At 70.8% G+C, this 14,368-nt stretch carries 8 protein-coding genes and 1 pseudogene; 4 read left to right on the top strand and 5 right to left on the bottom strand.

What is annotated here, in order from left to right:
• Positions 1–69 precede the first annotated feature (69 nt).
• The 4 genes and pseudogenes from KY5_RS35550 to KY5_RS35540 all read right to left on the bottom strand — a co-directional run bounded on the left by KY5_RS35550 (position 70) and on the right by KY5_RS35540 (position 5,832).
• Positions 70–945: a phospholipid scramblase-related protein gene (locus KY5_RS35550; RefSeq protein WP_098246055.1), complete on the bottom strand. Its 876-nt coding sequence runs from the start codon at positions 943–945 to the stop codon at positions 70–72.
• A gap of 171 nt (positions 946–1,116) precedes the next feature.
• Entirely contained in the window at positions 1,117–2,058 is a 942-nt protein-coding gene (locus tag KY5_RS43000; RefSeq protein WP_267894308.1) for a class I tRNA ligase family protein, read from the bottom strand.
• A 95-nt stretch (positions 2,059–2,153) separates the two neighbouring features.
• Positions 2,154–3,689 (bottom strand): annotated as a pseudogene (gene valS / locus KY5_RS35545) (valine--tRNA ligase); the annotation flags it as partial.
• An 85-nt stretch (positions 3,690–3,774) separates the two neighbouring features.
• Positions 3,775–5,832, bottom strand: a complete 2,058-nt coding sequence (locus KY5_RS35540) for a phosphocholine-specific phospholipase C (RefSeq protein ID WP_098246054.1) — start codon at positions 5,830–5,832, stop codon at positions 3,775–3,777.
• A 562-nt stretch (positions 5,833–6,394) separates the two neighbouring features.
• Here KY5_RS35540 and mgtA point away from each other — a divergent pair.
• The 4 genes from mgtA to KY5_RS35520 all read left to right on the top strand — a co-directional run bounded on the left by mgtA (position 6,395) and on the right by KY5_RS35520 (position 11,654).
• The gene (gene mgtA, locus KY5_RS35535; RefSeq protein ID WP_098246053.1) at positions 6,395–9,127 is read left to right on the top strand and encodes a magnesium-translocating P-type ATPase; all 2,733 of its coding nucleotides are present in this window, start codon (positions 6,395–6,397) and stop codon (positions 9,125–9,127) included.
• Between the two features lie 93 nt (positions 9,128–9,220).
• Positions 9,221–10,426: a serine hydrolase domain-containing protein gene (locus KY5_RS35530; protein ID WP_098246052.1), complete on the top strand. Its 1,206-nt coding sequence runs from the start codon at positions 9,221–9,223 to the stop codon at positions 10,424–10,426.
• Between the two features lie 23 nt (positions 10,427–10,449).
• Positions 10,450–11,007, top strand: coding sequence for a DinB family protein (locus tag KY5_RS35525; RefSeq protein WP_098246051.1), 558 nt, complete (start codon positions 10,450–10,452; stop codon positions 11,005–11,007).
• Positions 11,004–11,654, top strand: a complete 651-nt coding sequence (locus KY5_RS35520; protein ID WP_098246050.1) for a TetR/AcrR family transcriptional regulator — start codon at positions 11,004–11,006, stop codon at positions 11,652–11,654. Before KY5_RS35525 ends, KY5_RS35520 begins: the two co-directional genes overlap by 4 nt.
• On the opposite strand, the gene KY5_RS35515 is transcribed toward KY5_RS35520, so the two are convergent.
• Positions 11,651–14,242: a beta-glucosidase family protein gene (locus KY5_RS35515; RefSeq protein WP_098246049.1), complete on the bottom strand. Its 2,592-nt coding sequence runs from the start codon at positions 14,240–14,242 to the stop codon at positions 11,651–11,653. The two genes, KY5_RS35520 and KY5_RS35515, sit on opposite strands and share 4 nt — an antisense overlap.
• Positions 14,243–14,368: the final 126 nt, after the last annotated feature.

The raw sequence follows: 14,368 nt of genomic DNA, 5'->3' as shown, positions 1-14,368 counted from the left end.
ACGAAACGGCGCCGGTCGCTCCCCCGGAAGGGAGCGACCGGCGCCGCTGTCACGCAAGAACAGACCACGTCACCCGAAGCCGCGAGCGTCCTGCTTCAGCGCCGTGTCCACGGTGAGCGCGGTCGCCACGACCAGGCTCAGGAGCGGCTCGGGCAGCTGGTAGTGGATCTGGAGGACATAGTTGTCCGCGGTGGTGAACATGGTCTTGGCGAGACCTTCCCAGGTCTTCGTGATCCGGGCGACCTCGTTGTCGGCGTGGTCGACGATCGAGAAGTTCCAGGCGCGCCAGTTCTCCGCCTTGATCGCGCCGACCTGCTGGCCGTTCACCATCATGCCGAAGTTGATCTTGCCGATCATGTTCTGCTGGACGATCTCGCCGATCGGCTGGCCGTCCGCGCGCTCGACGATCACCCGCGACTTCATGAACTTGCGGGGCCGGGTCAGCAGCATCTGCGGCTGACCGTAGGCGTCCCTGATCTCCAGCTTGTGGGTCATGAACTGGTCGAGGCTGGAGACGAAGCGCGCGACCTTCTTCAGCGTGCTCTGGCCGACCTGGACGACCGAGCCGAGCGCGTTGCCCGACTGGTCCATGACGCTGTACTCGTTGGTGAGTTCGATGAGCTTGGCCTTCTGGTTCACCACCAGGACCGGCTCGGTGAACAGGGTGCCGCCGCCCTGTGCGGCGGGCGCGACCCCGGCCTGCTGCTGCACCTGGCGCTGCACCTTGGCCGGGTCGGCCATCGGCGGTGCCTGCGGCTGGCCGAACTCGCCTCCCTGGAACTGGGCCTGCTGCGGGACCTGCTGGGCCGGGGCGGCCTGAGCCTGGGCCTGCTGGGCCGGGGTGGTGTGGTCGGTCCACTGGGAGCCGTCCCACCAGCGCAGGAGTTGGGCCACGCCGTGCGGGTCCGGGTGCCAGCCTGCAGGAATGTTCGAATGCGTTGTCACTCGGGGCACCCTACCCGTCGTATATCGGCCATCCGCCAGTGTTTTACCCAGGTGTGACGTCCGACTCACTCCGGCCACGATGGCCGGAATTCCACCGCTTCGTGAACACCTGCGGGAGCGTCGTGGCTGGTCGCGCAGTTCCCCGCGCCCTTTACCGGGCCGCCCCTCATGTCAGAAGACCACCTCGACCCGCAGGGGCCCCTCTCCCTCCCGCACCTCCACCGCCCCGATCCTTCCCGCCGCCCGCACGTCCGCCTGCGCCGCCGCAAAGCGGTCGAGAGTGGCGCGCGGTGCCCTGAGCGTCGCCTTCGCGACCTCCGCGCGCATCGACAACCGTGCCTGCGACTTGGCCCTGCGGATGGCCCCGATGGCCTCCGACGCCGTGGTCAGGACCGCCGCGTCGCCCGCGTGTTCCCGCAGCGCGGACGCGTCCGGCCAGGAGGCTCGGTGCACCGAGCCCTCGCGCCACCACGACCAGACCTCCTCCGTGACGAACGGCAGGACGGGTGCGAACAGGCGCAGCAGGACGTCGAGCGCCGTGCGCAGGGCCGCCCGTGCCGATCGGGTGGCGGCCGCGTCGCCGTGGTCGCCGTACGCGCGGGCCTTGACCAGTTCGACGTAGTCGTCGCAGAAGCGCCAGAAGAGCTGTTCCGTACGTTCCAGGGCGCGGGCGTAGTCGAAGGCGTCGAAGGCCGCGGTGGCCTCCTCCACGGTCGAGGCGAGCGCGGCGAGCAGTGCGCGGTCGAGCGGCTCGGTGGCGCGCGCGTCCTCGGGGACGTCGCCGGTGCTCAGGACGAACCTGCCGACGTTGAGCAGCTTCGTGGCGAGGCGGCGGCCGATCTTCATCTGGCCGATGTCGAACGCCGTGTCCGTGCCGGGGCGGCCGCTCGCCGCCCAGTAGCGGACCGCGTCCGAGCCGTGCTCCTTGAGCAGGTGGCCCGGCGTGACCACGTTGCCCTTGGACTTCGACATCTTCTTGCGGTCGGGGTCCAGGATCCAGCCGGAGATCGACGCGTGCCGCCAGGGCAGCGCGTCGTGCCCGGTGTGGGCGCGCAGGACCGTGGCGAACAGCCAGGTGCGGATGATCTCGTGGGACTGCGGGCGCAGGTCCATCGGGAAGACCCGGGCGAACAGGTCGGGGTCGGCGAGCCGTTTCCGATCTGCGGCGTGAGGGAGGACGTGGCCCAGGTGTCCATGACGTCCGGGTCGCCGGTGAAGCCGTGCGGCTCGCCGCGCTGGGCCGCCGCGTACCCGGGCGGGGTCTCCGCGCTCGGGTCGACGGGGAGCGCCGAGCGGTCGGGGACGATCGGGTGGTCGTAGTCGGGCACCGCGGCGCCGTCCAGCGGGTACCAGACGGGGATCGGGACGCCGAAGAAGCGCTGACGGCTGATCAGCCAGTCGCCGTTGAGGCCGCCGACCCAGTTCTCGTAGCGGACCCGCATGTGCGGCGGGTGCCAGGTCAACTCCGCTCCCCTGGTAAGGAGTTGGTCGCGCAGGGCGGTGTCCCTGCCGCCGTTCCTGACGTACCACTGGCGGGTGGTGACGATCTCCAGGGGCCTGTCGCCCTTCTCGAAGAACTTGACCGCGTGGGTGACGGCGCGCGGCTCGCCCCGGAGGTCGCCGCTCGCGCGCAGCATCTCGACGACCCGCTCGCGGGCGGTGTGCGCGGTGGCGCCCGCCAGCTTCGCGTACGCCGCGACCGCCGCCGGTGTCTCGACGCCGCTCGGCGGCTCGGTGCGGAAGCGGCCGTCCCAGCCGATCACCGGGCGGGTGGCGAGCCGCAGTTCGCGCCACCACGTCACGTCGGTGGTGTCGCCGAACGTGCAGATCATCGCGATGCCGGTGCCCTTGTCCCGCGCGGCCAGCGGGTGGGCGACGACGGGGACCTCGACGTCGAAGAGCGGGGTGCGGACCGTCGTGCCGAACAGGTCCTGGTAGCGCTCGTCGTCCGGGTGCGCGACCAACGCGACGCAGGCGGGCAGGAGTTCGGGCCGGGTGGTGTCGATCAGGACCGTGCGGTCATCCGTGCGCTCATCCGTGCGGCCTTCCGCCCGATGGAAGGCGAGCCTGTGGTAGGCGCCTGGCCGCTCCCTGTCCTCCAGTTCGGCCTGGGCGACCGCCGTGCGGAAGGTGACGTCCCACAGCGTCGGCGCCTCGGCGACGTAGGCCTCACCGCGCGCGAGGTTCTCCAGGAACGCGAGCTGCGAGGTGGCACGGGCGTTCGCGTCGATGGTCTGGTAGGTGTGCGACCAGTCGACGGAGAGGCCGAGCGTCCGCCACAGCTCTTCGAAGACCTGCTCGTCCTGGACGGTGAGCCGCTCGCACAGCTCGATGAAGTTCCGCCGGGAGACGGGCAGTTGCCGCTTGTCCGGCTTCTCGGGCGGGGTGAAGTCCGGGTCGTACGGCAGAGTGGGGTCGCAGCGGACGCCGAAGTGGTTCTGGACGCGGCGCTCGGTCGGCAGACCGTTGTCGTCCCACCCCATGGGGTAGAAGACTTCCTTGCCGCGCATGCGCTGGTAGCGGGCGATGGTGTCGGTGTGCGTGTACGAGAAGACGTGGCCGACGTGCAGCGAGCCGCTGACGGTGGGCGGCGGGGTGTCGATGGAGAAGACCTCGTCCCGGGGCCTCGACCGGTCGAAGGCGAATACGCGCGACTCGTCCCAGCGCCTCGACCATGTCGCTTCGAGCCCGTCGAGGACGGGCTTGTCGGGGGCCCCGGAAGGACGGGGAGCGGCGTTCGTCATGCGTCCGGATGCTATCCGGGGCGGTGCGCGGCCGCCGCTCGTTTTCCCTGCGGTTCTCTTGCTCGCCGGAGCCCCCGGCCACGCGTCAGCCCGTGATGATCGCCGGGTCGCTGACGCCCGCCCTGCCGGTCTCCACGTGGCCCGCGAGGCGCCGCAGGAAGCCGGTGTCCGCGTCGGACTTCACGGTGACGTCGTACCAGCGCTTGCTCGCCCGCAGGTCGACGGTGTGGTCCACGGAGGCGCCCGCCCTGACCTTGAACGTCTGGCCCGCGCCGCCGTAGGCGTTGGTCACCGTGAGGTTCACGTCGGCGGTGCCCGCGTTCTTCAGGGTGAGCTTGAGGTTGCCGGTCTTCTTGTCGTGCCGGGCGATCACCTCGGGGCCCGCCTTCTTGCCGGGTCCCTTGAAGGTGCGCAGGAAGCCGTTCGGGCCGAAGACGGAGAGGTCGTACGCGTCCTTGGAGTACGCCGAGTTCCAGGTGTCGGCGACGGTCTTGCCCGCCTCCGTGGTGTACGTCCAGGGGCCGTCGGTGCGGTTGGCCGAGCGGACGTGGAAGCAGACACCGGCGGCCGCGCCGCCGCCGAAGGTGAGCGTGAACTTGCCCGCCGCCGGGTCGGCCGCGCCGTCCACGAGCGGGGCGTAGGGCAGCGGGCGGGCGGGCCGCGAGCCGCGCTCCTGCTTGGGCAGCGCCGGGTTGGCGGGCGCCTTGGGCAGGTAGTCGGGGTGGCGCTGGTGGTCCGGCGGCTCGTAGGCCGCGGTGTCCGGGAGGTCCGCCGGGTCGGTGTCCTTGCCGCTGAAGTCGAAGGCGGAGGTGAGGTCGCCGCAGATCGCGCGGCGCCACGGCGAGATGTTGGGCTCCTTGACGCCGAAACGGTTCTCCATGAACCGGATGATCGACGTGTGGTCGAAGACCTCGGAGTTCACGTAACCGCCGGTGCTCCACGGCGAGACGACGACCATCGGGACGCGCTGGCCGAGGCCGTAGTGCCCGGCCGCGTAGCCCGCGCTGCCGGGGAAGTAGTCCAGCGTCGTGTCGACGGTGGACTTGCCCTGGTTGGCGTCCTTGGGGACGTACGGCGGCACGACGTGGTCGAAGTAGCCGTCGTTCTCGTCGTAGGTGATGAACAGCGCCGTCTTGGCCCACACCTCGGGGTTGGAGGTGAGCGCGTCGAGGACCTGGGAGATGTACCAGGCGCCGTAGTTCACCGGCCAGTTGGGGTGCTCGCAGAACGCCTCGGGGGCGGCGATGTAGGAGACCTGCGGGAGCTTGTCGGCCTTCACGTCGGCCTTGAGCAGGTCGAAGTAGCCGTCGCCCGCCTTGGCGTTGGTGCCGGTGCGGGCCTTCTCGAAGAGCGGGTCGCCGGGCTTGGCGCCCCGGTACTTGTTGAAGTAGAGCAGGGAGTTGTCGCCGTAGTTGCCCCGGTAGGCGTCGTCGATCCAGCCCCAGTGCCCGGCCGCGTCCAGGCCGTCGCCGATGTCCTGGTAGACCTTCCAGGAGACGCCCGCCTGCTCCAGGCGCTCGGCGTACGTCGTCCAGTCGTAGCCCGCCTCCTGGTTGCCGAGGACGGGACCGCCGCCCTTGCCGTCGTTGCCGACGTGGCCCGTGAGCATGTAGTAGCGGTTGGGGTCGGTGGCCCCCATGAACGAGCAGTGGTAGTCGTCGCAGACGGTGAACGCGTCGGCGAGCGCGTAGTGGAAGGGGATGTCGTCCCGCTTCAGGTACGCCATGGTCCGCTCGGACTTCGCGTTGATCCAGTTGTCGTACGCGCCGCCGGCGAAGGCGCTGTGGCCGCCCGCCCAGTCGTGGTCGAGGCCCGCGATGAACTGCATGCCCAGGTCCTCGGCGTCCGGGTGGAAGGGCAGCACCTCCTTGCCGCCGCCGCTCTGGTTCCAGACCGGCTTGCCGCTGGGCAGGGTCACCGGGCGCGGGTCGCCGAAGCCGCGTACGCCCTTCATCGTGCCGAAGTAGTGGTCGAAGGACCGGTTCTCCTGCATGAGCACCACGACGTGCTCGACGTCCTTGATGGTGCCGGTGGCGCGCCGGGCGGGCAGGGACGCGGCGCGGGCGATGCTCTGGTTGAGCATGGCGAACGTCGCGGTGCCGCCGGCCAGCTGCATGAAGCGGCGCCGATTGAGTTCAGGCATGAGTATGTGGACCTCGTGTTGTGTGGGGGACGCGAGCGGGGTGAAGTGTGCCAAGGGGAACAAGGGATACGGAAGGGTCTGTGACGGGCGTGTGAAGAGAAGTCCAACCTCTGACGGTGAGGACACAAGTCCCGGCTATTTGGGACTTAAGGCCCACATTTGACATACGGGAATACACATGTCTCACTTGGCCGTGCGCCACTCCGAGGCGTGTTCTTCTCCGTCCCGCGATCGCAAGGAGGTGTTCGGGATGAGTCCCGAAGGAAGTCCTTGCGTCAGCGGTGACCTTCTCTGAGACGGCTTTCCGCCTCCCTTGAGGCTGCTTCCCGTCTCTTCTGAAGCCGCTTTCCGTCTCTCCTGAAGCCGCCCCGCGCCGCTTCCGAGCACGGTTTGCTCCGCTGTTTCCCTTTTCCGTCGCGCTGTCGTCGCGGCGATGTCCCCTGCTCTGCCTCCGGCCTTTCGCCGCCGGTACGACCAGGGATTTCTTCACGCCCCATCCACACATTCACGTCCTCGTGCACGGGCCTGCTTCGTCATGCCCCCGCACGGAGGGAGGTCTGCCATGAACAAGCTGATTCCCCAGGTACGCCCGGCGTCGCCGGGCGAGAACCCCGAGCCCCGTACCCCCGGCGGCCGCCGCGAGCGCAAGGCCGCCGAGCTGGAGACCCGGACCCGCGAAGTCGGCTCGCGGCTCGCCGACTTCAGCGCGAGCCCCGCCCGCGACGTCCTGCGCGAACTCGGCGCGAGCACCCGCGGGCTCCGCCAGGACCAGGTCCTCGAACGTCAGGAGCGGCACGGCGCCAACGTCGTCGCCCACGAGACGGCGCCGCACTGGACGTGGCAGCTCGCCAAGTCCTTCTGGAACCCCTTCATCGGCGTCCTCGTCGTCCTCGCCGCCGTCATGTTCTGGCAGGACCCCGCCGACCCCGGCGTCCTCATCCTCTCCGCGATGATCCTGATCAGCGCCCTGCTGCGGTTCTGGCAGGAGTTCCGCTCCACCCGGTCGGCCCAGGCGCTCAAGGCCCTGGTCACCACGACTTGCGCGGTGCAGCGGCGCTGGAGCGAGAAGGCGGGCACCGAAGAGGTGCCCATGGAGGACGTGGTCCCTGGCGACATCGTGCGGCTCGCGGCCGGTGACATGGTCCCCGCCGATCTGCGGCTGCTCACCGCCAAGGACCTGATGGTCAGCCAGGCCGCCCTGTCCGGCGAGTCGCTGCCGGTCGCGAAGGCCGACACCCGCGGACACGACTACGGCCAGAAGGCGACGGCCGACCCCGTCGAGGCGGACAACCTCTGCCTGATGGGCACGTCGATCACCTCGGGCACGGCCACCGGCGTGGTCGTCGCCACCGGCACCGACACCTACTTCGGCTCGATGGCGGGCGCCCTGGTCGGCGACCGTCCGCAGACCAGCTTCGACCTGGGCGTCAAGCGCGTCAGCTTCCTGCTCATCCGCTTCATGCTGGTGATGGTCCCGATCGTGCTCGCCATCAACGGCTTCACCAAGGGCGACTGGAACGAGGCGCTGCTCTTCGCGATCTCCGTGGCGGTCGGCCTCACCCCCGAGATGCTGCCGATGGTGGTCTCCGCCAACCTGGCGCGCGGCGCCGTCGCGATGTCCCGGCACAAGGTGGTCGTCAAGCAGCTCAACGCGATCCAGAACCTGGGCGCGATGGACGTGCTGTGCACGGACAAGACCGGCACGCTCACCGAGGACCGCATCGTCCTCGACCGCTACCTCGACGTGCACGGCCACGAGGACGCCGAGGTCCTGGAGTACGCCTACCTCAACTCGCACTTCCAGACGGGCCTTCGCAACCTCATGGACCAGGCGGTCATCGACCGCGTCGACGAGGCCGAGGAGGTTGTCGTCGACACGCGCTACACGATGGTCGACGAGATCCCCTTCGACTTCGCGCGGCGGCGGATGTCCGTCGTCCTGAACCGCAACGGCCTCCTCGGTGACGTGGGCCGCCCCGAGCACGTCATGGTCACCAAGGGCGCGGTCGAGGAAGTGCTCGGCCTGTGCACGCACATGATGGACCGCGGCCGGCGGGTCGAGCTGACCGACCAGCTGCGGGCCCATGTGACCTTCGTGAGCGAGCGCAACAACCGCGAGGGGCTGCGCGTGCTCGCCGTGGCGACCCGCACCGTGCCCACCGCCCGCGACACCTACACGGTGGCGGACGAGTCGGAGCTGACGCTCGTCGGCTTCCTCGCCTTCCTCGACCCGCCGAAGAAGGACGCGGCGGCCGCCCTGCGCGCGCTCGCCGAGAACGGCGTCGCCGTCAAGGTGATCACCGGTGACAACGAACTGGTGGCCGCGCGGGTCTGCGCGGACGTCGGCCTGGAGACCGGTGAGCTGATCACCGGTGCCACCGTCGACCAGGTCGACGACGTCGAGCTGATCCGGCTCGCCCGTACGACCACGGTGTTCGCCAAGGTCAACCCGGTCCAGAAGGCCAGGATCGTCCGCGCCCTCAAGGCCGACGGGCACACCGTCGGGTTCCTCGGGGACGGCATCAACGACGCGGCGGCGCTGCGCGAGGCCGATGTGGGCGTCTCGGTGGACACGGCCGTGGACATCGCCAAGGAGTCCGCGGACATCATCCTGCTCGAGAAGGACCTGACGGTCCTGGAGCAGGGCATGTTGATGGGCCGTCAGACCTTCGGCAACACCATCAAGTACATCAAGATGACCGCGTCGTCGAACTTCGGCAACGTCTTCTCGGTCCTGGTCGCCTCGGCGTTCCTGCCCTTCCAGCCGATGCTCGCCATCCAGCTGCTCGTGCAGAACCTCTGCTACGACATCAGCCAACTCTCGATCCCCTGGGACCGGATGGACAAGGAGTACCTGCGCAAGCCGCGGAAGTGGGACGCGAAGGACATCGGCCGGTTCATGATCCGGATCGGCCCGATCAGCTCGATCTTCGACATCACGACGTTCCTGGTGATGTGGTACGTCTTCTCGGCCAACACGGTCGGCGAGCAGACCCTGTTCCACTCCGGCTGGTTCGTCGAGGGCCTGCTCTCGCAGACGCTGATCGTGCACATGATCCGTACGCAGAAGATCCCGTTCGTCCAGTCGCGGGCCTCCCTGCCGGTCCTCGTGATGACGGGCTCGATCATGCTGCTCGGCCTGTGGCTGCCGTTCTCGCCGCTGGCGTCCGCGCTCTCGCTCGAGCCGCTGCCGATGAGCTACTTCCCGTGGCTGATCGGGACGCTCCTGGCGTACTGCGCGCTGACGCAGGGCGTGAAGACGTGGTACATCCGGCGCTATCACAGCTGGCTGTGATGTGCCGGTCGCGCTGACACGGGACTAGGTGCTGGGGGCATCCATACGGGAGAATGGCTGCCCCTGGCACCTCCTTACCCCCCGAGGAGAACCATGCCCCTGCGCGTCCATGGAACCTGCGCCCCCGAGTTCGCCGAGGTGCGGGAGGAATTCGAGCGGAACTTCGCCGAGCGGGACGACCTCGGGGCCGCGGTCGCCGCCGTCGTCGACGGCGAGTTCGCCGTCGACCTGTGGGCCGGTGACGCGGACCTGACGGGCACCCGCCCGTGGCAGCGCGACACGCTCGTCAACGTCTACTCCGTCACCAAGGGGATGACGGCGCTCTGCGCCCATCTACTGGCGGACCGGGGCGAGTTGGAGCTCGACGCGCCCGTCGCGCGGTACTGGCCCGAGTTCGCGCGCGAGGGCAAGGACGACATCCCGGTGCGCTGGCTGCTCAGCCACCGCGCCGGGCTCATCGCGCCGGGCGAGCCACTGGCGCCCGGCGCCCTGTACGACTGGGAGCGGGTGACCGACGCGCTCGCGTCGACGGCGCCGTGGTGGAAGCCGGGCAGCAGGCAGGGCTACCACGCGGTGACGTTCGGGTTCCTGGTCGGCGAGGTGGTGCGGCGGATCACGGGCGTCTCGCTCGGCACGTTCCTGCGCACCGAGGTGACGGGGCCGCTCGGCGCCGACGTGCACATCGGCACGCCGGAGAGCGAGCACGGACGGTGCGCGGACCTGGCACCCGCGCTGAGCCTGCCCGCGCCCGCGGCGGAACAGGCCCTGGCGGACCAGCCGTTCGGCGCCCCCGAGCCACCGATGCGCGGGATCGACGACCATCCGATGGCGCCCGTCACGCTGGCCATGCGCTATCTGCCGATCAGCGACGTGAACGGCCCCGCCTACCGCGCGGCGGAGATCCCCTCGGTCAACGCCCACGCCACCGCGCGCGGACTCGCCACGGTCTACGGCGAGTTGGCGGCCGGACGGCTGCTCGGCGCGGACACGCTGGAGCGGCTGCGGACCCGGCAGAGCGAGCCGGAAGAGCCGGACCTGGTGCTGCGGGGCCTCACCCCGTTCGGCGAGAACTGGCCCTGGGCGCTGGGCTACATGCTCAACCAGTACGGCCAGGCGGGCTCCAACCCGCGGGCGTTCGGGCACGGCGGCATGGGCGGCTCCTACACCTTCGCCGACCCGGAGAACGGCGTGGCGTACGCGTACGTCATGAACCGGATGGGCGGCGGCACCTCCGGTGAGGACCTGCGCAGCATCCACCTGGTCGGCGCGCTCTACCGGGGCCTGCACGCCCGCGACTGACGCACCCGGGCGATGATGGCCCCATGAGCGCACCCCAGAGACGCATCACGTTCTTCACCGACGACGCGGCGGACACCCGCTTCAAGGGACCGAGCACCGGGGACGAACGCACCCTGCTCACCGACCAGTTGTCCATCCAGCGGGCCACGCTCGAGCTGAAGTGCGCGGGCCTCACGAAGGAGCTGGGCGAGCGGTCCGCCGCGCCGTCCACCCTCTCCCTGCTCGGCCTGGTCCGGCACGTGACCGACATGGAACGCCGCTGGTTCCGGCTCTGTCTGGCCGGGCTCGACGAGCAGCCGCTCTACGCGACGCCGGACAACGCCGACAACGACATCGACGGGGCGGCGGCCGACCCGGGCCCCGAGACGGTCGCGGCGGCCTGGGCGGCCTGGCGCGCCGAGGTCGAGTTCGCCGAACGCTTCGTGGCCGAGGCGCCCCACTTCGACATCGAGGGCCACAACCCCTGGCGCGGCACGGTGTCGCTGCGCTGGGTGCTCATCCACGTGATCCAGGAGTACGCCCGCCACAACGGCCACGCCGATCTGCTCCGTGAGCGGATCGACGGGGCGGTGGGCCTGTGACCCCGGCGGCTCCGCGGCGGTACGCCGCCGCGGAGCCGCGCAGGGCCGCCATCGTGGAGGCGGCCCTCGGCCGCTTCGCGCAGGCGGGCTATCTGAACGCCTCGCTCGCCAGGATCGCCGCCGACGCGGGCACGTCCGCGCCGGTGATCGCGCACCACTTCGGCTCCAAGGACCGCCTGTTGATGGCGGTCCTCGAAGCCCGCGAGGAGCGCACGGCCCGTACGTTCGGGCCGCTCCAGGAGGCCGTGCGGGGCGAGGACGTGCGGGAGCTGTTCCGCGCGGTCCTCGCCCTCGCGGAGTACAACCTCACCCAGCCGGGCCTGATCCAGCTCTACACCCGCCTCTCCGCGGAGGCAGGCGACCCCGCCCATCCGGCGCACGGCTACTTCACCGAGCGGTACGAACGGGTTGCCGGCGTCATCGCCGACGCGCTGCGCCGCTCCCTGGCAGCGGGCCAGCTGCGCCCCGACACCGATCCCGTCCTGGTGGCCCGCGAGATCCTCGCGGTCTCGGACGGCCTCCAGGTCCAGTGGGCGTTCACCGGGGGCCGCCTGGACTTCATGGCGCTGTACCGGGCCCATCTGGACCGGCTGGCCCGTGCCGTCACGGTGGACGGCACGGGCCTCGCGGAGCCGGCCGGGGGCTAGTGCAGGGTGCCGGTCAGCCGGATGTCACGCGACGATGCCCCGACGTACACCGCGCGCCTCCCCGCGGGGCGCACCCAGCGTCCACGCCCGGTGTCCCAGTAGGAGAGCTGCCGCTCAGCCACGCGCAGCGTGACCCGCCGGGAGCGGCCGGGCCGCAGCTCCACCCGCTCGAAGGCGGCGAGCGTCTTCAAAGGCAGCTCCACGCCAGCGTGCCGGGGCGGCCCGACGTACACCTGCGGCACTTCGGCGCCTTCGCGGTGCCCGCGGTTGGTCACCGTGAAGGACACCTCGTACTCCGGGCCCGCGCGCCGCACGGAGAGCCCCGAGTAGCCGAACTCCGTGTAGGACAGGCCGTGTCCGAACGGGAAGAGCGGTTCGGTGCCCGCCTTGTCGAAGCCCCGGTAGCCGGTGAAGACGCCTTCGCTGTACGTGACGGTGCCCTCGACCCCGTAGTAGCGCTCGGGGTGGGCCGGGTCGAGCGTCGGGTGGTCGCTCTCCTTCTTCGGCCAGGTGACGATGGACTTGCCGCCGGGGTTGGCGCGGCCGAGCAGCAGGTCGGCGGTGGACCAGCCGCCTTCCTGGCCGACGTACCCGGCGTGCAGGACCGCGCGGACGTCCCGGCGCCACGGCATCGTGACGGGCCCTCCGGTGTTGAGCACGACGACGGTGCGCCGGTTGGCCGCCGCGACGGCCGCGATCAGTTCGTCCTGGTGGGCGGGCAGGGCGAGCGTGGTGAGGTCGCCGCTGCCGCCGAGCGCGCCGCCCTCGCCGTTGTAGGCGAAGACGACGGGCGTGTGCACGCGCCGGGCGAGCCGGGCCGCCGCCGCGATGCGCGCGGCCCGCCGCTCCGGTGTGACCCAGGCGAACCTGACCTGGACGGGGACGCGTTCGACGACGGTCTCGTCCCATCCGGTGGCCTTGACGACCAGGGCGTAGGAGCGGCCCGCGGTGAGTTTCACCGGCGCCGCCCTGCCGTTGTCGAGGCCGTCCGTCGTGGGCACGATCGAGGACCATTTACGGGTGAAGGCGTCCCGCACGCCGGACGCGGTGGCGAGCTCCTCGCCGTCCAGGCTCAGCGAGACGGCCGCGCCCCAGCCCTGGATGTTCAGCGCGTACTCCCCCGTGGCGGGCGGCACGAGGGTGCCGGTCCACTCGGCGGCCGTGCCCACGGGCAGCGCGTCGTCGCCGGTGAAGTCGATGGTCTCGTCCGTGCCGCCGCCCTTACGGGTCAGCCCGCCGGGGAACACGGACGCGGGCACGGCCGTCCCCGTGAGGTCGACGCCCACCTCGTAGGCGATCTTCCGGCCCGACGTGCGGCGCAGCGCGTCCAGGGGGCTGACCATGCGGTCCTCGAAGCCGTAGGCGCGTTCGCCGGAGACCGAGACGGCGACCTGGCCCGCGGTGGGGCCGATGGGGGCGAGGTCGCGCAGGGCCGCGCGGGAGAGCGGGAGTCCGCCGTCGTTGGCGAGCAGCACGGCGCCCTGGACGGCGACCTCGCGGGCGAGGCGGGCGCCCGCCTCGACGTCGATCCGCTCGCGGGCGGGCACGCGGCTGCCGTCGAGCATGCCGAACGCGTCGTACCGGCCGAGGATCCGGGAGACCGCCGTGTCCAGGGCCGCCACCGGTAGGGAGCCGTCCGTGATGGCCTTCTTCAGGGGCTCGCCGAAGTGGGAGCCGTCCCACATCTGCATGTCCAGGCCCGCTTGGAGGGCGGCCGTGGAGTGGGTGGCGCCCCAGTCGGAGGTGACGAAGCCCTCGAAGCCGAGCTCGCCGCGCAGGATGTCGGTGAGAACGGTGTGGTTCTCGCTGTTCCAGGGGCCGTTGAGGTGGTTGTAGGCGGACATCACCGAGGCGCAGCCCGCGCGGACGACGGCTTCGAAGGCGGGCAGGTACAGCTCGTGCAGGGTGCGCTCGTCGACCACGAAGTCGTAGGAATTCTCCGGCTGTTCGCGGTCGAACTCGTGCAGGCGCTGGTTGTTGGCGAGGAAGTGCTTGGCCTGGGCGAGCATGCCCTGCGCCTGGACGCCCTCGACCTGCGCGGCGCCGATGAGCCCGTTCAGGTACGGGTCCTCGCCCGACTGGTCCTTGTTGCGGCTGAAGAACGGGGTGCGGGAGAGCTCGATCTGCGGGGCGAGCAGCACGTCCTGGCCGAGGGTGCGGCCCTCGCGGCCCATCACCGCGCCGTACGCGCGGGCGAGTTCGGGATGGAAGGAGGCGCCGAGCGTGGAGACGGGCGGGAGTCCGGTCGCGGAGCTGGCGACGTTCACGCCCGCCGGGCCGTCGGTCAGGCGCAGCTCGGGGATGCCGAGCCGGGCGACGCCCGGGAGGTAGCCGGCCTGGCCCAGTCTGCGCGGGTCGGCTGCGCCGTGCACGAGGCTGATCTTCTCGTCGAGGGTGAGGCGGGCGAGCAGCTTCCGGACGCGGGGTCCGGCTGTCGCGGAGCGGGTCGCGGGGCTCCCCGCGAGGGTCGCGGGGGCCGCTGCGGCGGGTGCGGCCGTGGCGAGCGGGCCCGCGGCGGCGACGAAGGCGAAGGCGGCCGCGGTGCCGCCCAGTTGCTTCAGAAGTTCACGGCGAGTGGTGGCGGGCATGGCGAATCGACCTCCGGAACGCGGCTCTTGGGCATGCCGGACTGGTCGGCGACGCCAAGACCTGAATGCGTCGGCCGCGCCAGTGCGGGTCTACGGGGCCTGAGTGTTGATTGGTTGAACACTCAA

Origin of the sequence: Streptomyces formicae (assembly GCF_002556545.1) — a bacterium.
Lineage (GTDB): Bacteria > Actinomycetota > Actinomycetes > Streptomycetales > Streptomycetaceae > Streptomyces > Streptomyces formicae_A.
This window is presented reverse-complemented; position numbering and strand designations above follow the sequence as displayed.

Bases quoted from the DNA above. Each gene is read 5' to 3' on its own strand.
- KY5_RS35540 (WP_098246054.1), bottom strand. From the start codon at position 5,832: ATGCCTGAACTCAATCGGCGCCGCTTCATGCAGCTGGCCGGCGGCACC.
- KY5_RS35525 (WP_098246051.1), top strand. From the start codon at position 10,450: ATGAGCGCACCCCAGAGACGCATCACGTTCTTCACCGACGACGCGGCG.
- KY5_RS35530 (WP_098246052.1), top strand. From the start codon at position 9,221: ATGCCCCTGCGCGTCCATGGAACCTGCGCCCCCGAGTTCGCCGAGGTG.
- KY5_RS43000 (WP_267894308.1), bottom strand. From the start codon at position 2,058: ATGGACCTGCGCCCGCAGTCCCACGAGATCATCCGCACCTGGCTGTTC.
- mgtA (WP_098246053.1), top strand. From the start codon at position 6,395: ATGAACAAGCTGATTCCCCAGGTACGCCCGGCGTCGCCGGGCGAGAAC.
- KY5_RS35515 (WP_098246049.1), bottom strand. From the start codon at position 14,242: ATGCCCGCCACCACTCGCCGTGAACTTCTGAAGCAACTGGGCGGCACC.